Origin of the sequence: Paenibacillus chartarius (genome assembly GCF_042432825.1) — a bacterium.
In the GTDB taxonomy this organism is placed as follows: Bacteria; Bacillota; Bacilli; order Paenibacillales; family NBRC-103111; genus Gordoniibacillus; species Gordoniibacillus chartarius.
Genome location: NZ_JBHLWN010000001.1, coordinates 28,983 through 53,617, shown reverse-complemented (window position 1 = coordinate 53,617; position 24,635 = coordinate 28,983). Strand labels below are relative to the sequence as shown.

Genomic DNA, 24,635 nt, shown 5'->3' with positions numbered 1-24,635 from the left:
TAGTATAATCTAGCGTGATTATAGGCCGATCCTGTCTTGGCAAAACAAATCCCCGCCGGTGCGGTCCGGCAGGGATTAGGTCTCGTGCTTTTAATTTAAAATGATTTGCGACTTCGCCGACGTCTTGCCGCCTACGAGATACACGGTGAACGATTGAATGTTGTTCATGTTGCTGTTTCCTTTTCTTGTATACGAAATCTTGAAATCCGGCGTAACCGTCACTTCGTCCTGCTTGGCCGGATCGGTTTCCGTATACACGATATTTCCGATAAATGCCTGCACCCCGATCAGCTCGTTGATTGGCGTAAACTCTTCAACGTTGTTGATGTCTGTCGGCGTGTCGGCTGGACATGGCGACACGTCTTTGACATTGCATTTATTCGTAAATGTGCCGTAATCGTTAGTCGTAATTTGAATTTGACCCAACAAGCTGTTGTCCCAAAGCGGAAGGCCGTTAATAGGGTTCACAGGCGTACCGTTACCGCCGGATACCGTCTTGGTTCCATTGGCTATCTTGATCCCGCTCGGCACCAAAGAGTCGACGCCGGAACCGAGTCCCTGGGTCAGTGACTTGACCCCCTGCGGGGTATCGAAGTAGACTGTGAAGTTGAATTTCCCGCTGTCCAGACCGATGATTTTTCCGATTCCCTTCTCCGTCGTATAGGCCATCGCCTTCGGGTTGTCGGAAGTGACCGCTCTGACTTTCACGCTAAGCCCGGTATCCAAGCCTTGGCTGTCTTTGACCAGCAAATTGACATCCTTGGCCAGTGCTTTGTAATGCTTGAATAAGTAGGTTGCATTCGTAACGGTATCGATCTTGTTGGCGTCATATAAAATTCTTCCGATGGCCAGCAAATCCCCGGATTTCATATCGAGCGAGTAGGTCAGATTCGGATTGTTCTGATCGTCGACATCGACAATGAGCGAATCGAAGCTAAGCGTCGACCCAATCTTGCCCTCACCGTACGTTACCAGCGATGCAGTCAGCATGTAGCTTCCTTTTTTCTTTGCATCGGGAACGAGATCGATAGATTTCCCCCCGCTCTTGCTGACGAGGTCGGTAATCTCGATAACGGAGGATGGCTTGGCATCGTTGAGAGTCACAGGCCCTTTCGTCGTGAGGGCCCCGGACTCGCCGCTCACTTTCTCCAGCTTCATCTCGACCTTATAGTCGTCCCGTTTCGTATAGTACTCGGCTCCAAACTGATCGTAAATCTTGAATACGGCCCCCGTCTTCGCTTTCGCCAAGCCGTTGATCGCGAGTATGCTTCTTGCGGAGCTGTTCTCATCCAGGACAATGGAGTCCGGCCTGCGGATCGCTTCGATGTTTAACGGCAGCGTTACGGTCTCATTCAATCCCGTTATGCGTACCGATATGAAGGCAGGCCCCGGAGCGGTCACTTGCTTAATACGAATCGCACCGCTCAGATCGACTTTAACTTGCCGGTCCTGTCCGGTTACCGGATCCTTACGGATACTCGGACTTGCTTCCAGCACAAGATTGCCGCTGCTGGACACGGAAATTTTACCGGTCGTTTCCAGGTCGGCGATTTCCGCTCCTTCCAATGCGGTTCCTGTTGAATCAATGACCTTCAAACCGATCGTTTTATCCGTATCTCCCTCCGTCAATTGGGAGGTGAGCGGCCCGATTACGACGGTGTAAGGCGTCTTCGAAGCAAGTACAGTGACGTCCTGGGATACTTGCTTGCCGTTAAACAGCAAATTCACCGTTACGGTCTTATTGCTGTCCAGGTTCGGAAAGGCTGCCAGCTGCAGCTCCGGGAAGCCGTCGTTATCGAAATCGACAAAATCGTTAGGCGAATCCATCCGGAACGAATTGCCGTAAGCTCCGGTAAACAATTTGCCAATTTGCATGTTTAAGTACTTCGGATCCACGATGCGGTTGCCGTACTGGTCGAAGGCTTTGAAGGTCAAATAGGCTCTGCCCCCGGCTTTAAACACGGTTTGCCCGCTCGGCAGCTTCACATTGCTTTCCGGGTCGCCCAAATCGAGCTCCTGAATCATCGGCGGTTCGCCGACGGTGAAGTCCTTCAGGACCGCGATATAGCTGCTCTTCTCCCAGAGCCTTACGGTTACGGTATCCTGCGGTCTGGAACCGCTCAAGTCAAGGATGATGGCATTGCTGTTATCCAGTATGGTCTGCGGCACATGGATCCCTCTTGTGTCTATGGCGAATATCTCCATATTCCCTGCCGTCAGCTTCATGTTCTCTCCATACTGGTTGACAGCCTTGTATTCAACGAGCGCTTTAGACCAAGGGAGCTTCTCGGTATCGGTCACAAACTCGATTTTGGTTACGCGCTCGTTCTCCGCCATGAACGACAGAGTACCGACCTCGACGTCAACACCGGTCAAGATGACGTCGTACCGGCCGAACTTGAAGAAATCGTCGTTCATTTCCACTACGGCTGTCGCTTGGTCATCCGACCATTCGGTCATTCCCGCATAGTCCACCGGCTTGTTGTCGGAATCCAATTCGCCGGCTTTTCGGATCATAATTTCCGCCTTGCCGCTATCGACGTCCCGGTTCAAGCGTACCGACAATTTGTTTTTGCCGATCAGCTTCACTTCGGCAATCGAGGCTTTGTCCGGCTTTGCCGACGTTTGGTGCAAGTTTAACGCTTCGTAAGCGGCTAGAGCCAGCGTTTTCCTCGTTACGTTGGACTTGCCCTCAAATTTGCCGCCCTGCTGATTGGTCATGATCTTCTGCTTGACCGCGTAGGCGACATAGCTGCGATATTCGCTGTCGACGGTATCGTCCTTCACAGGCGGCTCCGCTTCGGCATCCTCAGTGAGCCCCAAACCTTGAACGAGCAGCTTGGCAAGCTCCTGTCGCGTCACCGGATTTAACGGATTGTAGGTTTCGGCTTTATCGTTTACCAGCTTGGCCGTTCTCAGCGCCTCAATATAAGGAAAGGCCGGATCGGTGGTGCTGACATCGCGATAGCTGGACGATACCAGCGTCTTGATCGTGAGCCCCAAGGTAAGGGCGGCTGTTTTCGCCATTTGCGAACGTGTAATTTGCACATCCGCGCCGAACGTATCGTCGGACGTCTGGTCGATGGCGTACATCACCAGCAGCGTATTGATTTTTTTCCTGTCGTCCTTGGACAACGTCTTGAGATCTTTAAGCTGATCCGCCCAATACGTCTCCTCCGTTACTGTTGTTTCGGGGTTCTCGTCGGAGGTCTCATCGGACTTCTCATCGGATTTGTCTGAAGCCGCAGCTGTCGGTGAGACATCCGATGGCTGTGAAGCAGACGAACTTCCCGCCGGCGTCTGGACGGACTGGGCAGCAGGCTCTGCGGCAAGAGCCGAGGGAGCAAAACTCATTAGCAACAGCAACCACGACAAGAATAAGGCAAGCTTCTTATTCATTGGACACGCCTCCCGCAAACCGTTTGCGCCGATAAGTAAAACGCTTCCATTTTGTAGCACTCATTCGTTTTCCCGATCATATCAACCCTCTTTCCCCACATTGAATTCGATTGCATGGCCTTACTTTATTACAATAGTGTGAACGTAACCTATGGGGGAGGCGTACCTCTTTATAGGGTATTTATTTCATCCTTCAAGCTGTCGTGGCGGCAGCAGGACGATCTTTCCATCCTCTAGCAAAACCTGTATTTTGTTGGTGTTCGACAAGCCGATCGATTCGAGATAGCCGGCCGGGATTTGCAGCCTGCCCGCCCCGTCCAGCACCGCATATTCGACATGCGACCCTTCTTCTTGCTCCCGCTCCTCGTTTCCGCGCTCCGCTTCCGGCTCCAGCAGCTCCTGCTCGTACGATTTGCGCCGCAAGATTTCGGACGAGGTTTTGCCGTCGCGGATGACGACGACCCGGTCTACCTTCCTCGCCAGCATCGGATCATGCGTGACAATCACAACCGTAATCCCCAAGCTGCGGGACAGCTGGCGAAACAAATCCAGAATCTGGTTCGCCATTCGCGTATCGACCGAACCGGTCGGTTCGTCCGCCAGCAGCAGCTTCGGATGGTTGGCCAGCGCAATGGCGATGGCTACGCGCTGCTGTTCGCCGCCGGACAGCTGATTCAGCCGGTTATGCTTGCGGTGGCTTAAGCCCACGGCCTCGAGCAGCTCCAGCGCCCGTTCCCGCTTGCGCCCCCCCTGCAGCAAAATCGGGAGCTCCACATTTTCTAGCGCCGTCAAATACGGGATCAGGTTGCGGGCGTTGTTCTGCCACACGAATCCGACAGACTCCCGCTTGTAGCGGACCAAATCTTTCTCCTTCATGTTGAGAAGATCCTTGCCGTCCACGGTGAGCCGGCCTGCGGAGGGACGGTCGAGTCCCCCCAGCATATTGAGCAGCGTCGATTTGCCGCTGCCGCTGTTGCCGATAATCGCCATCAATTCGCCGGCATCCACGTGCAAATCGAGCCCCTGCAGCGCGACGACCTCCAGATCGGCGACTTTATAAATTTTCACCAGATTCTCACAATGGATCATATTAATCCTCCCCGAGCTTGACGGCTTGATGGATCCGGATCCGCGAGACGATGCGGCCCAGCACCGCGAGCCCGATCACGATCATCACCGTCACGATCGCATACAGCCGCTCGCGGTCGCGAGAGTCAAACGTGACCTGGAAAGGCGGCACCTGCGTGCCCGGATCGAACGACAGCTCGAACAGCGGCACGAACAAGTAGCTGGCCAAATTGCCCGTCAGCACGCCGATCGCAATCGCCGCTCCCGATATCATGATCTGCTCGCCGGCCAGCATGACGATCAGCTGCAGCACCGACACGCCCATCGCCCGAAAAATGCCGTACTGCAGCGTTCTCGCCGATAACGACAACACCCAGTACAGCAGAAAGCCGAAGAAGCACACGACGATGGAAATCAGAAACCCGAGCGTCATCACGCCGTTGATCGCCATCTGAAACGGATCCTTGACTGCCTCGATCAGCTTCTCCTTCGCATCGGTTACCGCCTCAATGCCATACCCGTGGTTCTTGACGGCTTCATAGACGGCATTGCTGCTTGCGTCAGGCTTCAGCTTCATCCACACCTCATAAGGCTCAAGCGCAATATTGTTCTGGATATAGCTCAAGTGACCGACAATCAGCATCGGCTTTCTCACCTTCGTGCTCGTTCCTTCTTTCGTCGTTACGGTAACCGTATCGCCCGCTCCCGGGTTCGGATTCCAGGACGGCCAATAATCGATCAAGCCGAACACCGTGAACTGCGCCGGCTCCGCATTGCCCCAGCCTACCGTAATCGTATCGCCGGCCTTCACGTCGTACTCTTCCGCGATCGATCGCGAAATCAGCACCGCTGACGGCGTGCGGGCGATCAAATTCAAATAGTCGTTTAGATGATGGTCGAGCAGGCGGTCTCGCATCCAAGCGGTTTCGCCGAAATCTTTCGTATCGATGCCCATCAGCCGGACGGTGGCGCTCGTCTTGCCCTTGGTCAGCGATGCGTCATTCTTCACGAACACCTTCGCCGCATGCTCAACCCCGGGAAATTGAGTGAACGGCAGGAAGGACGGCTCGCTGTACTGGATTCTGGGCGGAGTAGCCGCTGCACCGACGCCTTCAATATCGGAAGACGCCGAAGCTTCGCCGTCGTCGCCCTCCAAGCCGAGGAGGATGGCCGGAGGAGCGTCATTTTCCCAGTGGATTTGCATCGTAATATCGGCCCCGGCCGCATACCGGATCTTGTCGCTCGTGTTCTGATTGATAGTCCGCGTCGCACTGGCGCTGAACAGTCCTGTGGCAACCGTAATAATCAAGAACACCATAATGAACTGATATTGAATGATGGAACGGCTCACCTGAATCATCGTGGTATAGATCGAAGGCGGCCACCACCGTCTTCCGGCCCGGTACAGCAGCTGTACCGCCCATGGATACAGGCGCAGCACCAGCAGCCCGGTTCCGAGAACGAACATGGCCGGCACAAGGAACAGCATCGGATCGACCTTCAGATCCGACGATTTGAGTCCGAGCGACAGCATATCCTTGACGCGGTTTTTGTAGGAATACAGCCCGTACAGCGAGACGGCGACCAGCATGATGTCGATCCCGAATCGGTGCCAGAAGGATAGCTTCTTCAATCGGGCCGACTGCTGTTTGTGCCCGACGATCGTTACCCTTGTTGCGAGGAAAACCGGAATCAGCGTCATGACCAGCGAAGCGGATACCGCAATGAGCGCATATAGAAACGCATCCCGGTTCAGCTTCGTCTCAAGCCTGGCGCGCTGCACGAACTCGAGAAAACCGCTGGAGGCTCCAAGCACCTTCGTCATCAGCTCGCCCAAATACGGCCCGGCGATGAAAGCGACCGTCCCCAGCACAAGTCCTTCCGCCGCATAGCCGAGAATAATTTGCCGGCGGCTTGCTCCCCGGCTGCGCAGCACGGCAATCTCCGTCTTCTGCCGGTCGGTAATCAAATTCGCCACCATATATAAGTAAAACGCAAGCATCAGCATAACCGGCACGTTCAGCGACCAGAGCATCATCCGCAAATTGGCTTCTTTCACATAATAATTGCTCAGCGTCTGCAGCGCCGGCACGTTCTTGTTGTGCTCGGTATACAAGCCATCCATAAAGTTGCCGATATGATAATCATTCCAGAGGAAATCATCCGCCGACTCCAAAGTCATCTTCGTATAATCGAGAGCGTAATACCAATAACTAGACTGAACGTTCAGCTTGCCTCCCGCCGTAATGTCCCGCTCGAACAGCTGGAAATCGATCAGGAGACTGTTTTTGTAGCCGCTTGTATTGTTGTACCAGAACAGATCGGAGTAGTCGCTACGGTCGAAGACGCCGACCGGCTGCACCTTAATCGGCTCCTTGAGGCCGGGGTCCTTCACGATAAACACCGTTCCCAGCACCATGCTCAGCTCCGTCAGCGCTTCGGGACCTACCAGCGCCTCGTACACGCCGTTCACCGGCTCCTTGGCCGGAAGGCGCCCGTCGACAAGCCGGATATGGCTTTCCATTCCGTCTATGGCCGAAATATCGGCGGACCGCTGTACATTCACATCGATTTTCTCAGGCTCCGCCGGGGCGAGTTCATAGCGCTGTGTCGCCCGCTCGCGCACAAACGATTGGACCGGTACGCCGAATTTGCCGCTGACCCCAGTCAGGAAAGCCTCCGTCTTGGCGACCGTTTCCTGTTTCTGAAGATCCTGCGCAGACATCGGGGCCGAGATCCAGTAAATGCCCGGATATTGATTGCTGGCAAGCTGCAGCTGCTGCATCTCTTGAATCAAGAGCCGCTGCAGAATGGCGTTCGTATAGATCGGCATGCTGCTGGCCAGGGCGACCGACAAGATCAGCCCGAACAATAAACTAAGCTCCAGCCATTTATTGTTGATCATTTTGCGGAGGATCATGATAAATAGCGCCAAAGGGTTACCCTCCCTGCAGGAAAGCTCGGCTCTTAATTGCTCAATATAATTTGCTGGCCTTCAGTGATGCCCTTGAGGATCTCGACTTCGGTCGCAGCGACGATGCCTTTCTCCACGTCGATTTCCTTGCGGCTTTCTCCGTCAAGCACGAGCACGTAATCGCGCCCCATATAGCTGCGCAGTCCCGCCCGCGGAATGACCAGCGCATTGTCCCTCTTCTCGGTAACGATCGTAAGATCCGCCTGGGCGCCGATCGTCATGTCCGGAGGCAGATTCTTCACGTCGATCGTCAGCGACTTATTATTTTTTTCCTGTATCGCTTTATTGCTGTTCGGTGGTGCGGTTAGCGGCGTTTGCACCACTTTCCCGGCGTAGCTCTGCCCCTTGATTTTCACTTCCGCGTCCATCCCGACCTCAACGCCGGACAGTTCGCCGATGCTCCCGGCCGTATAGACGAGCTTCATCTGACTCGGGTCGGAGATCGTCACCAGCTGCTTGTAAGCGGTAACGGAATCACCCGGCTGAATCGGGTCGAGGAAGGTCACGATGCCGCTCACCTTGGCCGTCAGCTTGGAACGCTTAAGCTGGTCGCGCAGCGACTCGAGCTGCAAATGGGCGCTCTGCAAATCCAGCTTCTTGAGCCGGACTTCCGGATCGTCGGGGCTTTTGTCCATCATCTGCTGCTGCAGCGTGATTTGGCTCTTCTCCACCGCAATTTCCTGCAGCCTGATTTTCATCTCGAGATCCCCGGTCTCCGTCGTCGCTACGACGTCGCCGGCTTGGACGGCATCTCCCAGCTTCACATGAATCGATTCGAGCTTGTTCCCGGAATCTTCGAAGTACAAATAATCCATCTTATCTGCCGTGAGGGTCGCTACGCCGGTAATTTGCTTGGCGATATTGGCGCGTTTGACGACATACAAGCTGAGCGTCGCCTTGGCCGGCTCTACGAGCGACGGCTTCAGCACCTGCTCTTCAACCGGAAGCAAGGAACATCCGGCGAGTACGGCCGCCATCCATCCGAGCCCAAGTAGCGACAGCGCCGTTCGATTACGTCGATTCGACAATCTGCCCATCCTCCAATGCATATACGTGATCGGCTACCTTCATGATCGCAGGATCGTGCGTAGTGAGGATGATCGTCATCCCCTCGTTATGGACCAGGTCTTGAAATACCCGCATCACCTGCATGCCCATCTTGCTGTCGAGCTCGGCCGTCGGCTCATCCGCAAGAATCAGCGTCGGCCGGTGGGCAATGGCCCTCGCGATGGCGACGCGCTGCTGCTCGCCTCCCGACATTTCAAACGGTCTGTGCTTCATCCTGCCCTTCAATCCTACGTACTCGAGCGCGCTCTCCGCATATTCCTTAAACCTTGACGCCTTCACTCCGGCAATGCGCAGACCGAATTCCACATTCTCGTAAGCCGTCATCAGCGGGACAAGACCGAACGATTGGAAAATAAGCCCGATCTCCTTGCGTCTAAGCGCATTGCGTTTATGCTCGGAGAAAGCGCTGATTTCGCGGCCGTCGAAAATCACTTTCCCTTCCGTAGGCCGGTCAAGCGCTCCCAGAATGTTGATTAGCGTCGTCTTGCCCGATCCCGATCTTCCTCTTAAGGCAACCAGACGCCGGGGCGGAATCGAGAGACTGGCTCCTCTTAAAGCATGAACGGACGCTTGACCGCGCCCGAACACCCGGGTGATCTGATCCGCGATAACCAGGGGCCCGGCAGCGGCGTGATTCGATTGCTGATCTCTCATGGCGGTCCCTCCTGTCAAGCAGCGCATCCTCCCTGAAATGAATCTCCCCGCGGCAGGCCGCGGGGAAACTGGAACATGGCGTTACTTATTCTGAAGCGTAAACACGACGAGATTGTCCAGCAGCTTCAATGCATCATCGGTCAAGTTGTCATTGCTCCCGGATATGAAGATGTACGAAGTGCGCGCCTTCACTTCAAAGCCGCTGTCGGCCTTGGAGCCCTTATTGTAGTAATACAACGGCGACAGCTTATCCTTGCCGGGGATCGTCGCCACCTTCTTCGCTTCTTTACCGGGAATCCCATAGGCAAGGGCGGTTTTGGGATCGGTCGTTCTCAGCACATCGACTGCACCGGACAGACCGGCCGCAGCTTCATCCTTCGGATCCGCGATGCTGATCGACTTGATGTTGTACTCATTCGTGTTCTCTTCTTGAGAGGAAAGGCCGAGATAATACATACCGTGATTTTTGGCGTAAACGGTCGGAATCGCTACATCCTTCATCCATGCCGATCGGAAATACTTCGAATTGACCGTAGCACTGACGTAGATGATATCGTAGCCTGCCGTCTTCTCCAGCGTCACTTTATCGCAGTTGATCCAGGTCACGCGGAATCCGAGTGCCTTCATGCGGGCGATAATCTTCTCGTCTTCCGGATTGCTGCTCAGCGTCGCCATTTGGTTGCTTTGCCGCGTAATGAACAGCATTTTCTTGCCTTCCGGCGAAATTTTGCCGTCCGTCCCGGCCGGGGTATCTCCCGGGTTTGTCGCCGGCGGCGGCGTTGCCGTCGAACCGCCGCCTTCGTTTCCGCCGACGGAACCGCCTTCAAAAATTTGCTTTGCCGCATAGCTCGCCAGCGCCAGCATTTTACGGGTCGCCGACTGTTTGCCGCCGAACGTACCGTTATCCAGTTTGGCAAGCAGGTTTTTCTCCAGCGCAAGCGCTGCATAGCCTTTCGCCCAGTCGTCAACGGTCGAATCCGAAACCGGCTCCGCAGCTTTGGCCTCTTCCTCGAGTCCGAGACCGCGGATCAGGAAAGCGGCAAGCTCTTGGCGGGATACTTCGCCGTTAGGATTGTACTGTTTCCCTTCGGCATCGTAGCCGTTCGTAAGCCCCGCTTTCTTAAGCGCTTCAATATAAGGCAGCGACCAGTCACCCGCTTTGACGTCTTCGAACGAGGATGCTGTAAGCGCTTCATCAACAGACAATTTAAAAATTATGGAGGCCACTTTAGCAAACTGGGCGCGGTTCATTTTGACGTCAAGCCCGAACGTATCCTCGGTCATGCCGTTGAATACGCCGCCCTGAATCATCGCATCGAATTTATCCTTCTCGTCCTGCGGCAAATCTTTCAAATCCACGAAATCGTCCGCCCTCTTCACGGCGGAAGCGCTGCCCGAGCCGGTCTCGGCGGCAAATGCGAATGGCAGCAAAACGAGTGACACAATCAGCAAAGCAATTACCGAAAGCGTAAGCTTCTTCAAAACTGTTCACCATCCCAACGCAAGTTTTAGTTGTACTGATGATATTAAACTTAATACGGATTGGTTCGTCTGTTATAGGGGCTTTGAAGCAAGTTTATAGGTTCATCGCTTCATCCGTTCGCTTACAAGCCGTATTAATCGGATAGAGCCTTATCGGCTTTCTTTTGCTCGATTTCTTTCGTCGTCTTCTCTTCCGTCATGCGCAGCGCCGTTACGGAATCCTTCGATTCGCTGAAGATGAGCGGCTGGAAGATATTTTGCAGGATGGCGTCATACCATACGAGACCCTCTTGGCGGGCCGGAGGCGGCATCGCATTGTTGCCGTAAAACACCGACTGGATATTCTTGCCCTGCAATTGCGGCAAGTTTTGTCCGAACGCCGATTTAATGGCCTCGGTTTCCAGCGGTCCGATTACCCCTTCCTTCGCCAGCTCGATCTGATGCTCCTCGGACAGCAAGGCGGCGATGACCTGGAAAGCAAGATCCTTCTTCGTCGACTGTTTCGTAATGTACATGGAATATACATTAGGCTGGTACTTGATACCGGGGGCGTCAGGGAAAGATGGGACGGACACGAAATCGTAATTCAGGCTTTTGTTCGCTTCGTGGAACTTGACGACATGATCGCTCACGCTAGCTACGGCCATCGCCAGACTTGGCTTGGAAGCGAACGTCTCGACCGTATCGAACTGGTTGGCCGGAATCTCGTAAAACCGGCGCATGTTGTCGACTAGCAGCTTCCAGCCGGGCGCGCTCAAATCGGCTTTGTCCTCCGTCCGGCTGAGCGGTGACAGCGAAAGCTGGTTAAAATTCAAGTAATGCCCGGGATGCTGGGAAAATCCTTTATAGGTGATTTCCCCTTCTACGCGCGTCAGTCTCTTGGCGAGCTCGTAAATCTCATCATACGTCATGCCGTCCCTTGGATAATCGACACCGAACTTATCGAAAATATCCTTATTATAGAACAAGACGTAATCGTTGTTGTAAAAAGGAAGACCGTACAGCTTGCCGTCCGGGGTCAAGTTCCTCATCTGCGCCATGTGCGCCGGATTGAACTTGCTCGTGTCGAAGTTGTATTTCTTGATCAGTTCGGTCATGTCGTAATGCAGGTCGTTATCGATAATATACCGCTGCACGTTCATGCGCGTGTCGTCCATGATGATATCGGGGATGGTGCCGGCGGCAATCAAATCTTTATACTGCCGACCGGGATTATCCCAGGCGATATGCTTCACGGTGATATCGGGAAACTTCTTCCGGATATAATCGCCGATCTGCTTCTGAAAAATTTCTTCTTTCACATAATAAGCCGGCCATACGGTGTAAATCAGCAGCTCGTTGTCGGCCGATTGGCGGCTCGGGGATTGCTCCCCCGTTCCGCCTGGCTTGGCATCCCCGACCGGCACCTCCGTACAACCGGCCGTTAAGACGATCGTCAGCGTTAATGCGAGAATCCTGCCGAGCGGCCTACCCAACCTTCCCACCTCCTCGCGGAACGTGCCTCCGGCTCAGTTGCCGCCTGTTGTGTTTCCTGATTTGGACGCCTTCTCCGTCTGAATCGCTTTCGTACTTTGCTCCTCGATCATTCTCAGCGCCGTTACGGAATCCTTCGATTCCTTGAAAATCAGCGGCTGGAATACGTTCTGCATCGGCACGTCATACCAGGTAAGGCCTGCAGCCCGCGCCGGCGGAGGCATGGCGGTTTTGCCGAAGTAGATCGAGGAAACGTGCTTGCCGTTCATTTGCGGCAGGTTTTGTCCGAACGCCTCCTGCACCGCTTTCGTTTCGAGCGGCCCGATCACGCCTTCTTTCGCTAGTTCGATCTGATGCTCCTCCGACAGGATCGCCGCAATCGCCTGAAACGCCAGATCCTTCTTGGTCGACTGCTTCGTGATATACATCGAGTACACGTTCGGCTGATACCTGGAATTCGGCGCCTCGGCGAAGGAAGGCACGGACACGATATCGAAGTTCAAGTTCTTGTTCTGCTCATAGAAGGATACGAGATGGTCCACCGTCGCGACAGCCATCGCGATGTTGCCCTTCGTGGCGAACGTTTCCACCGTATCGAACTGGTTGGCCGGGATGTCGTAGAAGCGTCTCAAGTTATCGACAACCTTTTTCCATTCCGGCGTGTTCAAGCTGGCTTTGTCTTCGGTTAAGCTGAGAGGCGACAGCGACAGCTGGTTGTAGTTCATATAGTGGCCCGGATTTTGAGAGAAGCCCTTGTATGTAATTTCTCCCTCGACGCGAGTGAGCCTCTTGGCCAGCTCGTAGATTTCGTCGTAAGTCATTCCGTCCTTCGGATAGTCCACGCCGAATTTATCGAAGATATCCTTGTTGTAGAACAACACGAAATCGTTATTATTATACGGCAGACCGAACAGCTTTCCCTCCGGGGTCAAATTCTTCATCTGGGCGACCTGCGCCGGATTCAGCTTGGTCGTATCGAAATTGTACTTTTTGATCAGATCGCTGATATCGTACTGAAGATCGTTGGCGAATATCCACCGCTGCACGTTCATCCGGGTATTATCGAAAATAATGTCGGGGATCGTGCCGGCCGCAATCAAATCCTTGTACTGCCGGCCCGGATTATCCCAATGAATGTGCTTGATCGTGATGTCCGGAAACTTCTTCTTCAGGAATTGTCCAATCTGCTTGTCGAACACCTCCTCTTTGGCAAAGTAGGGGGGATTCACCGTATAGATCAGCAGCTCGTTCGGCGGGGACTCCGAGGCTTTAGGCTTCCCTTCCGAATTATCGGCGGTATTGCCGACCGGCGACGCTTCGCAAGCCGATAACAAAGCAAGCGAAGCGAGAAGCGCGATCAGCCGTTTCGCATGATCGACCATTCCGAACCATCGCCCTCCTTATCCGTTTTGAAGCGTCCAAAGCACGATATTATCCCACAGCTTCCAGCCGGCGTCGGTTGAGTTCTCGTGCATGCCGTTGCTCCAGTAGTAGAACGAAACACGCGCTTTGGTCACATAGCCGTTGTCCGCCTTCGCCCCTTTGTCGTAGTAGTACAGCGCCGCCTTCGTCTTATCGCCGGGAACCGTTGCCACGACCTTCGCTTCTTTCCCCGGAACTCCGTAGCTGACGCCGAAATTGTCGCCGATTTCCTTATACACGTCCACCGTGCCGGAGAGACCGGCGGCAATTTTGTGGCTGGCATCGACGATCTCGATCGTTTTGCTCTTCTTCACCGTTGTATTTTCCTCGACAGAAGACAAGCCTAAATAAAACATCCCGTGGTTCTTTACATAGAGGGTCGGAATGGCGACATCCTTCATTACGCCGCCCTTCAGAAATTTGGAGTTCATCGTCTGGCTGATGTAGATCATGTCGTAGCCTTTGGTCGCGTCGGCGGTAAACTCTCTATCGATCGAGTGCGTTACGGAGAAGCCCATCTTCTTCAGCCGGTCCATGATCGCTTGGTCTTCCGCCGGAAGCGGATCTTGGTCCCGGCCTACGAACAGCAGCTTCTTCCCTTGCGGCGAAATTTCCGGCTTTGCAGCGGGAGCCGGGTCCGGTTTAGCGGGAGCTGGCTGCTGCGCCGGCGGCTGCTGTGCCGGCGGCTCCTGTTTCGGGGGGGCTGCTGGCTGCGGATTGGATTTGGACGGTTCGGGCGCCGGGGTCTTGCTTCCGGATGGCTCGGCGGAGGCCGGCTTGGAAGCCTCACCGGCGGGAGCTGGCTTGGAAGTATCCCCCGCTGCAGGCGCCCCTGAAGCAGAACTGCCGTTTGCCGGAGACGGAGCTTGAGCCGATGCATCCGGAGCCTTCGACGCATCTTGCGACGGTGCCGGCTCCGCCGGCTTCGCCTGTTCCGTCGTGGCCGGCGCAGTATTAGACCCTGCCGGAGACGGAGCTGCCTCCTCAACCTTAGGCGTACTCGCCGTCTGCTCCGTATTGCCCGACGAGCAGGCGAACAACGACAATGCCATGAAAGCCGCAATCAGGAAAACCAAAAAACGTTTCACCATACGTTCCTCCCTTATGCTGGTTGCTTGCCGAAAGGCCCCTCCTTACGGCAGGAGCCTTTCGCGCCCTATCGCTATTGTGCGGCCTTCTCGGTTTGAATCCCTTTGGTCGACGACTCTTCCACCATCCGAAGCGCGGTTACCGAATCTTTCGACTCGCCGAAGATCAGCGGCTGGAACACGCCGTGCACCGGAACGTCGATATACGTCAAACCGTTCGCCCGTGCCGCCGGCGGCATGGCGTTCTTGCCGTAGAAGATCGCCTGCGTATGCTTGCCCTGCATTTGCGGCAGATTTTGCCCGAACGCTTCTTGGACCTTAGGCGTTTGGAGCGGCCCGATAATGCCTTCCTTGGCGAAATTGATCTGCATCTCCTCGGAAAGCAAATACTGAATCACCTGGAACGCCTGATCCTTCTTCGTCGATTGCTTCGTAATATAAGCCGCATACATGTTAGGCTGCGCCTTGACGCCCGGAGCATCCGCGAAGGACGGCATGGCGGCGATATCGAAATTCAGGTTTTTGTTCTGTTCATACCACTGTACGATCTTCTCCGAAACGTGTACGGCCATCGCGATTTTCCCTTTCGGGAAATCGTCTACCGATGTAAACTGGTTAGCCGGAATCTCGTAAAATCTGCGCAGGTTGTCGACCTGCTTCTTCCAGCCCGGCGTGTTCAGCTCGGCCTTGTCTTCGGTCAGGCTGAGCGGGGACAGCGAGAGCTGATTGTAAGTCATGTACAGGCCCGGATGGTGCTGGTAGCCCTTGTACGTGTTTTCGCCTTCGACACGGGTCAGCCGCTTCGCAAGCTCATAAATCTCGTCGTAGGTCATGCCGTCCTTCGGATAATCGATGCCGAACTTATCGAAAATATCCTTATTGTAGAACAGCACGAAATCGCTTAGCTGGAACGGCAGGCCGTAGATTTTGCCTTCCGGCGTTACGTTCTTCATTTGGGCCATCGCCGCCGGGTTCAAAGCGCTGGTGTCGAAATTGTATTTCTTGATCAGGTCGGTCATGTCGTACTGCAGATCGTTCTTCAAAATATACCGATGGAGATTCATGCGCGCGTTGTCGATGACGATGTCCGGAATCGTTCCGGCTGCGATCAAATCCTTGTATTGGCGGCCGGGGTTATCCCACTGCACATGCTTGAACGTCAAATTCGGAAACTTCTTCTTTAAATATTGACCGACCTGCTTCTCCCAAATTTCCTCCTTGGCATAGAACGCAGGATACACCGTGTAAATAAAAATTTCGTTCTCGTTCGAGGTCTGCCCGGGCGGCTTCTTCTCGGCCGTTTGATCCGGCGACGTCGTCGCTGTCGGTGCGGTACAGGCAGCCAGGGCGACTGCGGTTGAAAGCGTTAACAGAGAAGCTTTGAATGCTTTTTTCATATGAATACTTTGAACCTCCCTTTTTGGTTGATCATGGAAACGCTTATACTTTAACTTTAATCGGAGACAGCCTTAATTACATTAGGGGGTTGATTTCGAAATATAGGTCTTTCCAACCGCGAATCCTCACCCTTCACCTTCCGCCCATCGCACCGCCGCTTCGAACAGCTTCCAGCCGTGATCCGTCTGGTTGATCTCCTCCCCGCCGACCAGATAGAAGTAAACGCGCCGGGCCGGGGCCGCCTCGCCGCTCATATTGGCCGTTCCTTTCTCGATGGCGCCGATGACGGCTCTCTTCTCGTCGTCCGGTGCGGAGGCTACGATCACGCCGCCCTGCGGTACGACGAAGCCGATTTTTCCGTCCGCCTTGTAGACGTCGATATCGCCTTGCAGCCCGGCGGCCATCGGATGCTTGGCATCGCGGATGGTGACCGTCCGGCCGCTGTAATCGCCGTTGTCCTCGTCCGTCGCCTTGCCGGCAAACCCGATATCGCCGAGATTCTGGGATTCCGCATAAATGACCGGCGTCTTCGACGCGATCAGTTTATTGCCGACCCTGCCGGAATTGACCGTCGAGCTGACGAATACGAGCGAATACGCCTCCGCCGCTTCCGCAGTAAGCTCCTTGTCGGCGACCACGGCCACTTCGTAGCCGAGCGTCTTCAAATGCTTGACGACGATGGCGTCGCCGCCGCCTTCCTTCCCGACGAACAGCGCTTTCTTGCCGCGTACCGCCGTTTCCTGCGAAGCCGCACAGCCTGCCAGAGCGGCCATCAATCCCGCTAGCATCAGCAGCATCGCCAGCTGCACATAACGAATCCGTATCACGAGCGCATCTCCTCCAATTCCGAAGCGATCACCCTACTTGGTCCCGGTCGCCCAATTGACCGCAGCGTCGAACAGTTTCCAGCCGCTCTCCGTCTGATTGATTTCTTCTCCGAACATCATGTACAGGAACACTTCGCGTGCGGCAAGCGACTGCCCCCTTGTGTTCTTGGCCCCTTTGTCGAGTGCGGCGATTACAGCCTTCTGCTCGTCGTCCGGCACGGTGGCGATAACAGCTACGCCCTCTTCCGGAGTGACCCAGCCCATATTCCCGTTATCCTTGTACACGTCGACGGTCCCCTCCAGCCCGGCGGCAATCGGATGCTTGGCATCCTTGATCTGAATCGTCTTGGCCGCGTTATCCTTTTCCAGCTTGCCGTAACCGTCCGGTCCGGACATGCCGATATCGGCGGACACTTGCGGCTCGGCATAAATGGCAGGTATGGGCAGGCCGATAAATTTGTCTTTGATTCTGCCGGAGTTGACCGATTCGCTTACATAAATCAATGTAAACCCGTTAGCCTTTTCGGTCGTTACCTCTTTGTCGGACAAGACGGTAACATTCATGCCGTGCTTCTCCTTAAGCCGCTTGATCACGATCCCGTCGCCGCCGCCTTCCTGCCCTACGAAGAGCACGCTCTTCCCGTTTGATTGGTCTTTGGCCGCAGCCGGCGACGAAGGCTGATTCGTAACGGGCGGCCGTGACGGGCCGAAGCTGCAAGCGGTAAGCGCAACAAGGAACAAAGCGGCGAACGCCGCGCCGATGATACGTCGAGTCATATGGATCAATCCTCCCGGTCGGATGGTTTACTTGCTTCCGTTCTGGGCGGCCCACTGTACCGCCGCGTCTAGCAGCTTGAGGCCTTCGTCGGTCTGATTCGATTCTTCGCCTGCGGTGAAATAGAAGAACACCTGGCGGGCCGGCACTTTCTCGTTATTGATATTGCTCGCACCCTTCTCATACGCAAATACCGCCGCTTTCTTCTCATCGCCCGGGACGGTGGCAATCACGATGGCATCCTTGCCGGGAACCCCGTAGCCGAGTTTGCCGTTGTTTTTGTAAACAGCCACCTCGCCCTTCAGCCCCGCCGCCAGCGGATGCTTCTCGTCCTTGATTTGTACGGACTTCCCGCTGTCGAGCTGCCCGTAATCGAGCAAGCCCGTCAAGCCGCCGATGCTGGCAGCCTGCGGCTTGGCATAGACGACCGGCACCGGAGAGTGCCGAAGCTCCGCGTCGATCCGCGCCGAGTTGACCGTCGGGCTGATGTAGACGACGCCGAACTCCTTCGCCCGCTCCGCCTTGAATACGTTGTCGGACTCTTCAATGACCATATACCCGATCTTCTCGAAATGCTTCATCACAATCGGATCGTTGGTGCCCTCTCCCCGTTTCACATACAGCATCTTCTTCGCGTTCGCCGGTTCCGGCGCACTCCCCTGCGTCGCTTGGGAGCAGGCCGAAGCGCCGATCGCCAGCGCTGCGGCCAGTGTGCATACGATGATCCTTCTCACGAGCTGACCCCTCCGTTATCCTCAAAATTACTCGACCAAGCCGGTTCTTTCCACACCCTCAACAAACCATCGCTGCGTGAACATATAGAGCACGAGCGGAGGCATGATCATCAGGAACGTGGTCGACATCTTCACCGCTTCGTCCGTCACGGAAGGCCCGTAAGCTTCCGCCTGCTGGCGCAAGGCCGATGCGATCTTCTGAATGCCGAGCGAAAGCGGAGCCGTCTCGATATCGGGATAATACATGCTCGGCAAATAGAAGTCGTTCCAGGTCCAAATGAAGGAGAACAGGAACACGACCAGCACGGCCGGTTTCGCGAGCGGCATCATCACCTTGTAAAAAATTTTGAACACGTTCGCCCCGTCGATGCGGGCCGCCTCCTCCAGCTCCTTCGGCTGCGTCGAGAAAAACTGGCGGTAAATGATGACGAACAACGCTCCCTTCAGGCCGAGTCCGAAGAAAGCCGGAATCACGATCGGATAGATGGTGTTTAAGAGACCAAACTGCTTCGCGTACAAAATGTTGGGAAGTACCGTCACCTGCATCGGTACGATGAAGGTCAGCAGCAGGAAGAAAAACAGCAGCCTCTTGAACGGGAACTTCAGCCTGGCGAACGCATACCCGGTTACGGCGCAGGAGAGCGTCTGCAGCACGGCCACCGACAACGACAGCATCAAGCTGATGCCCAGCGCTTTCGGATACTTCATCCACTCCCAGGCTTCCTGCAGGTTGCCGAGATAAATGACTCTCGGGAACCAGTTGACGGCCGGATCGAGCAAATCCTCCGCGTTCTTCACCATCGTCGTCACCATGTGCAGAATGGGCTTCAAATAAATGTACGACGTGTCGATGAGAATCAAATAAATGAACAGCTTGAACAGCAGTCCCTTATCCGCTTCCCGGCCGAGCACCGCATACCGGATATTGCTCAAGAGCTGCAGCATTCCGGAAGCGCGGTCTTCCTTCAATTTCAGGCGGATCATGGCCTCACCCCTTCGCATAATGTGGTCGTTACGTCCGCTGCGACTTTGTTAACCGGAAAAAGATAAAGAAAATAATCGCCAGGAAGAACGCGATAATCAGGAAATAAATCCAGAACAGCGCGCTGTACTGCCCGTATTCGCTTTCCCTGACTTTGCCCAGCACCGGATTCGTCGGGAACGTGAACAGATCGACAACGGTGTAGATCAGATTCAGGAAAATGAACGGCGTCATCGCCGGCAGCGTAATTTTCCAGAACGTTTCCCATGGTCCCGCCCCGTCGATTCTCGCCGCCTCGTAAGCCGAATTCGAAATCGTCTGCCTGCCCCCGAGGAAGATCAAAATCTGCACCCCGGAATACCACAGAATCAATACGAACGAATCCAGCACGGCGATCAGCGGCGCAGACCACGTTTCGGACAAATTGGCCTGGATAAGTCCGGTCACATTGTATTTGGACATAAACCCGACGTCGCCTTCGCCCTGCGTCAGGAACTCTTTGACGACCTCGCCCGTCGACAGAATGACCGGCAGGAAGAAGACGGCCCGGAAAAACGAGCGGCCGGCGAATTTCTGATTCAGCATGATGGCGATCAGCAAAGCGAAGACAACGATGATCGGAATCATGAACAGAATCTGCCGGAGAAACGGCAGCAGCTGATTGTATAGCAGACTTCCGTCCTCAAACAGAATCTTCTGGTAGTGCTTCCATGCAACGTACTTGGTCGTCGTATTCGTCGCCGTGATCGTGACGTCCTGGAAGCTCATAAAGAGCGAATAGCCGATCGGGAACGCCATGAATACGACAAAGCCGATAAACCAAGGGGCGATAAACAGCGTGCCTTCCATGTATTCGGAGAAGGCCGACCTCATTCTCGTTTTCCGATTCACCGTCCCGCCCCTCCCTTCACAACCGCAAAGTTTTGCGGATCGACAGCAATATCCCCGCTCCGGTACGGCGTCAAATTATAGTTGACGATAATTCGCTTGCCGCTCGCGTAAGTCGTCTCCTTCACGCCGGGCGCCAGCGTCTTGTGTCCCGTTATGAACTGGTTCTGCACATCGCCGAGCGCTTCGTTGTACCGGTTGTACTGATCGACGGCGAAAGCTTCCCAGTGCGGGAAATACGTGTTGTAATACCGCAGGCCGTACGAGTTGACGAACGTTTCCGTCTCCGCTCTCGTGAAGACGAAGGAGGGGGCGGCCCCGTATTCGATGTCCCGCAGGAAGTCATGCACGTCTTCCTGCCGGTTGTTGACGTATTCGGACGAATAATGGACAAGACCGTGCACCGCGATCTGGACGAAAGGTACGGCTTCGTCCGAGAACAGATCGTAGGAATAGTCATAAGCCATCGTCTTGATATAATTCATGTAGGGCAGAGCGTACATATTCGCCTTGTCTCCCTGTACGCTCCCCAGCGCCGACTTGATGCCGCCCAAGATGCGCTCCTGAACCGTTCGGGCTTCGTCCCGCGGGGCGCCGAAGCCCGAGTTGTAATCGTTGTACAGCTGCTGCCCGAGCAAGCCCACGGCCAGACCGTCGACGCCCATCCTTTTGAACTCCGGCAAATCGCGGCTCACCATCTGTTCCACGAATTTGTAGCTCGTCACCGGTATCCGTTCTCTGGATACGAGCGGGCTGGACGTTAACGTCCGGCCGGCCAGATTGACCATCGCGTTGAATTTCGGATCGAAGCCGCCGCCGCCCGTATTGTTGAGCGAATAGGGGGTTTCCAGATAAACCTGATACCCGAGCCCGTGGGCCGTATCGATGAACGACTTCATTCCATTGCCGCCGCCGATGCGGGAATCGACCGGGAACGTCCGGCCGAAGGAGCTGTAGCCGCCCTCCTGCCAGCCCGAATACGTAACCGACATCCGGCTGATGCCGCGATCGTGCAGCGAGCCGATGATGTGCGAGGCTTCTTCCGTTGTCGTCAGTTTCAAGTAACGGTCGCTGACGACGCCCTTCTCCCGGTCGGCGCCAATGATCGTCGCATACATCGGGATGTTGGAATCGCCCGCATCAAGCGGCTTCGCGCCCTTCTCCTTGATCAAGTAGCTGCGGTACGCCTGCGCCATGCCGACGTAATCCGCCTGCCCGCCGTTCAGAATGTAATAACGCACGGTCCGGTCGCTGCCAAAGGTCCGATCCCGGTTGTAATCGACGAAGCCCCATGAATCGGGCACGTTGGTATTGCGTGTCGTAAACTGCAGGAAGCTCGAACGGAAATTCATCTGCGCGGCGACCCAGTTGTAATTGCTCAGTACGCCGGCCGGAGCGGCCACGACGTTCGCATATTCGTCCCCGTCATCGATAACGGCGAGGAAGCCTTTGTCCCCCGTCTTCATCCCGAACACCGGCATAATGACATTGCTGCGGTTGTTCTCCATTCCCGGATAGGCGGCGTCCCGCCCGTAGACGAGTTCATCGTACATTTTGTTGACGTTCAGCTGATTGCTCTTGAAGCGAATCAAGGCACCCGCTCCGTCCGGAATGAACAAATATTGGTCCGAACCGTTCGTATATTCGGCGCCGAAGAACGGAAACAGCCGGATCCAGACGAGCCCCATCTTCGTTTCCTTGACGCCTTCGCGAATGATTTTCGTCTCGACATAGTCATTCTCCACTTTGACCTGCACCGGAATCGTAAACCCGGTCGCCGGCAGCTCATAGACGAGAGTGAAGCCGCCGGGAATCATCTGAACGTCTTTCACTTGCCCGCCTTCGGCGGGAACATTGGTTTCCTTCGCCTGCAAAATATTTTTGGAGAAATCCACGTACTGGATCATGAGCGGCGAAGCCAGGTGCTTCTTCCAGGTTTCGGATATTTTCTCCTGCGGCCAGCTGGCCGGATCCGGATAAGAACGGAACACGCGTCCGCTGCGTTTGTCCTCGACAATAAAGTGGCCGGTCTTGGCGTCCAGCTTCAGGCGCAGCGTATCGCTTTCCGCTGCGGGCTTGAAATCGCCGTCCGCCGGCAGCTGCGCGAGCGCGGCCTTGGCCTCGGCTGCGGAGCCGCTTTGAGACGGAGCCGCGGCGGTACGGCGGATGTCCGTTTTGAATTCGACGGGTACGCTCAGGGCGATCACGATAAGAACCGCTGCGAGCAGGACGGTGACGATGACGGCGGTTATATTGATTTTGATTTGTCGGATCCACTTCATCGCAATGTCACCTCCTGGAACATCTCGTACAGCATCGTAAACAAATCGCTGGTCAGGCCGCCGATGAGGAAGATCAGCACGCCGATCACCAGAATCGTGCACAGCGTAAGGAAGATGTTCATGAACGTCTCCCCTACGGAGTAGTTATGAATATTTTGGATTTTCCAGAAAATCAGCAAGCCGATCCAGGCCGTCATCGCATTCGCCGCGAATTGGTACAGCGAAGCTTCGGACATCGTCAGCACGTTCGATACGATCGCCAGCGGAACGCCGATCACGATGTAAGGCACGAGGGCGTAAGCGCTGCCGATGAAAATATCGCGGAACCGTCCTTCCCCTCTGTAGATCGAGCTGACCAAATAATTCGCAACGACCCAGCCGATCCAAGCGATGAAAAGCTGCGTGAAGGTGTTGAACACATCGACGAACGTCACCTGATTGAAAGCGAAGCTGGTCGCGAACTGCTGAACGAGCTGGGCGGCATATACGCCGAACAGGATGATCGCCGCGCTGAGATAAGTGCCCTTGTTCTCGGAATGGATGGCGGAGAAGCCATCGATCGGGTGCTTGAGTATACGGAACGAAAGCTTCAAATCGTTCAACAGCCGGTTTTTCGTCCGCGGCCGGCTGCGCCATTTTTCCCGAAACGCGCTTTTGGCCGTCAGTTTATTGAACAGGAACAGCGCGAAGCCTCCGAACAAAATCGTGCTGGCGATCGTGGAAAAATGATTTTGCAGCCACAGCATCCGAATTTGCCAGAACGATTCCGAGTAGCCCTGCCGGTCTCCGGCTTCCTGATACAGCCGCATCGCTTCCTCGTATTGCTCCTTGCGGAAGGCCGACTTCGCCAGGCCCAGGTAGGCCGGCGCGAACTGGGCGTTAAGGCGCAGCACATCCCGCCACGGCTGCTCGCTGCCTTCGTAATTGCCCGCAAGCGTCTGCTGGTTCGCTTCGTCCACCTTCTGCCCGAACTCCGACAGCCGAAATACTTGCACGATATTTTCCTGATCGTCGAGAACGAACAGCTCGTTTCTCGAATTGACATCGAGGGCTACCGGACTTTTGAGCAGGCCGACCTGCGACGAACCTACAGCCGATGCGCCGCCCCAAAAATACAGCAAATTGCCTGAAGCGTCGTAATGGCTGATGTACTTGAACTGCTGGTCGACGACGATCATGTTGCCGCTTTGGTCTACGGCCACGTCGATCAGCTGCGGCTTGCCGTTTGCCTCCGGGCCGATCGGAACGTCCCAGGGAGCGATTTCCCCGAACGGCTTGGACGAGCTGCGCAGCAAATTATTGCCCTTGATGTTCAGCTTCTTTAATTGGTTCGTGCTGGCGGTTCCGCCGGTCACCGTATAAATATAGCCGTTCTTGTCGGTTGCGACGCTGTTGATCGTCTCCGGCCTCTTGGCGACTTCGTTGGCATACATTTTTTTCGTGTAGAGCATGCGCTTCAGCGCGTCGAGCGGCGACAGCACCGTGCGGTTCGCTCCGAAGAAGCCTTGAAACGTCCCCTTCGGATCGAGCATCACAAGACCTTCATAGCCCCCGTGCACGGCAATGTAAATAAATCCGCGTTCGTCGACCATCACCTTGCCCGGATCGAAGACGAACGTTTCCGGGATGTAGCGGGACTCCGGCCGCTTGTATTCCTGCAGCAGATTGCCGCTTGCGTCCAGCTTGACAACCCGCTTGTTGCCCGTATCCGCGACATAGATATCGCCGTTTTCCGTGACGAACACGCCCTCCGGCTTATTGAACGGGCTGGCCGGGAGCGAGATATACCGCAGCAGCTCGCCCGTCTCGGTCATATGCACGATCCGGTTATTGCCCGTATCGGCGATATATACCTCGTTCTTGGCATCCACGAAGATGTCCTTCGGATTTTTCATCGGCGAGCTCGCGGTCGCGTTCGGATTATTCGGATCCGGCGCGGATAAGCTTTGGCCGATAACGCCGAGCGGAAAGTAGGCCGGCTGCAGCCAAATCAAGTTGCCCCGGCTGTCCTTCGTATACGTGGAGTACTTGACCGAAGCGGACGCCGCCTCGGGCAGCAATGCAGTGCACAAGACGATCAACGCCATAAGGAGCCCCCATGCGGGTCCTGATCTTGACATG

17 protein-coding genes are annotated in these 24,635 nt (G+C 55.2%); all 17 read right to left on the bottom strand.

Annotation, left to right across the window (positions count from 1 at the left end; genetic code table 11):
- Positions 1-90: 90 nt before the first annotated feature.
- Entirely contained in the window at positions 91-3,399 is a 3,309-nt protein-coding gene (locus tag ACFFK0_RS00160) for an S-layer homology domain-containing protein (protein WP_377467405.1), read from the bottom strand.
- Between the two features lie 186 nt (positions 3,400-3,585).
- On the bottom strand, positions 3,586-4,488 hold the full coding sequence (locus tag ACFFK0_RS00155; RefSeq protein WP_377467403.1) for an ABC transporter ATP-binding protein: 903 nt from the start codon (positions 4,486-4,488) through the stop codon (positions 3,586-3,588).
- 1 nt (position 4,489) lies between these two features.
- Positions 4,490-7,402 (bottom strand): ABC transporter permease, encoded by a 2,913-nt coding sequence (locus tag ACFFK0_RS00150; protein WP_377467401.1) that lies wholly within the window; start codon positions 7,400-7,402, stop codon positions 4,490-4,492.
- Between the two features lie 32 nt (positions 7,403-7,434).
- Positions 7,435-8,478 (bottom strand): efflux RND transporter periplasmic adaptor subunit, encoded by a 1,044-nt coding sequence (locus tag ACFFK0_RS00145; RefSeq protein WP_377467399.1) that lies wholly within the window; start codon positions 8,476-8,478, stop codon positions 7,435-7,437.
- Positions 8,453-9,163, bottom strand: a complete 711-nt coding sequence (locus ACFFK0_RS00140) for an ABC transporter ATP-binding protein (RefSeq protein ID WP_377467397.1) — start codon at positions 9,161-9,163, stop codon at positions 8,453-8,455. Before ACFFK0_RS00140 ends, ACFFK0_RS00145 begins: the two co-directional genes overlap by 26 nt.
- 81 nt (positions 9,164-9,244) lie before the next feature.
- Positions 9,245-10,645, bottom strand: coding sequence for an S-layer homology domain-containing protein (locus ACFFK0_RS00135; RefSeq protein ID WP_377467395.1), 1,401 nt, complete (start codon positions 10,643-10,645; stop codon positions 9,245-9,247).
- Positions 10,646-10,779: 134 nt separating this feature from the next.
- Positions 10,780-12,120: an ABC transporter substrate-binding protein gene (locus tag ACFFK0_RS00130; protein WP_377467393.1), complete on the bottom strand. Its 1,341-nt coding sequence runs from the start codon at positions 12,118-12,120 to the stop codon at positions 10,780-10,782.
- 33 nt (positions 12,121-12,153) lie between these two features.
- On the bottom strand, positions 12,154-13,500 hold the full coding sequence (locus ACFFK0_RS00125; RefSeq protein ID WP_377467391.1) for an ABC transporter substrate-binding protein: 1,347 nt from the start codon (positions 13,498-13,500) through the stop codon (positions 12,154-12,156).
- 18 nt (positions 13,501-13,518) lie between these two features.
- Positions 13,519-14,631, bottom strand: coding sequence for a hypothetical protein (locus ACFFK0_RS00120; RefSeq protein ID WP_377467389.1), 1,113 nt, complete (start codon positions 14,629-14,631; stop codon positions 13,519-13,521).
- A gap of 71 nt (positions 14,632-14,702) precedes the next feature.
- Positions 14,703-16,025, bottom strand: coding sequence for an ABC transporter substrate-binding protein (locus ACFFK0_RS00115; protein ID WP_377467387.1), 1,323 nt, complete (start codon positions 16,023-16,025; stop codon positions 14,703-14,705).
- 126 nt (positions 16,026-16,151) lie between these two features.
- Entirely contained in the window at positions 16,152-16,853 is a 702-nt protein-coding gene (locus ACFFK0_RS00110; RefSeq protein ID WP_377467385.1) for a hypothetical protein, read from the bottom strand.
- Positions 16,854-16,886: 33 nt separating this feature from the next.
- Positions 16,887-17,630, bottom strand: a complete 744-nt coding sequence (locus tag ACFFK0_RS00105; protein ID WP_377467383.1) for a hypothetical protein — start codon at positions 17,628-17,630, stop codon at positions 16,887-16,889.
- Positions 17,631-17,657: 27 nt separating this feature from the next.
- Positions 17,658-18,362 carry a hypothetical protein gene (locus ACFFK0_RS00100; protein WP_377467381.1) on the bottom strand — a complete coding sequence of 235 codons (705 nt, stop codon included), beginning with the start codon at positions 18,360-18,362 and terminating at the stop codon, positions 17,658-17,660.
- 27 nt (positions 18,363-18,389) lie between these two features.
- Positions 18,390-19,346 (bottom strand): carbohydrate ABC transporter permease, encoded by a 957-nt coding sequence (locus ACFFK0_RS00095; protein ID WP_377467379.1) that lies wholly within the window; start codon positions 19,344-19,346, stop codon positions 18,390-18,392.
- Positions 19,347-19,374: 28 nt separating this feature from the next.
- Positions 19,375-20,217: a carbohydrate ABC transporter permease gene (locus tag ACFFK0_RS00090; RefSeq protein WP_377467442.1), complete on the bottom strand. Its 843-nt coding sequence runs from the start codon at positions 20,215-20,217 to the stop codon at positions 19,375-19,377.
- 14 nt (positions 20,218-20,231) lie between these two features.
- On the bottom strand, positions 20,232-22,514 hold the full coding sequence (locus ACFFK0_RS00085; RefSeq protein ID WP_377467377.1) for a DUF5696 domain-containing protein: 2,283 nt from the start codon (positions 22,512-22,514) through the stop codon (positions 20,232-20,234).
- Positions 22,511-24,634, bottom strand: coding sequence for a YIP1 family protein (locus ACFFK0_RS00080; RefSeq protein WP_377467375.1), 2,124 nt, complete (start codon positions 24,632-24,634; stop codon positions 22,511-22,513). The genes ACFFK0_RS00085 and ACFFK0_RS00080 overlap by 4 nt, the downstream gene beginning before the upstream one ends.
- Between the last annotated feature and the right edge of the window lies 1 nt (position 24,635).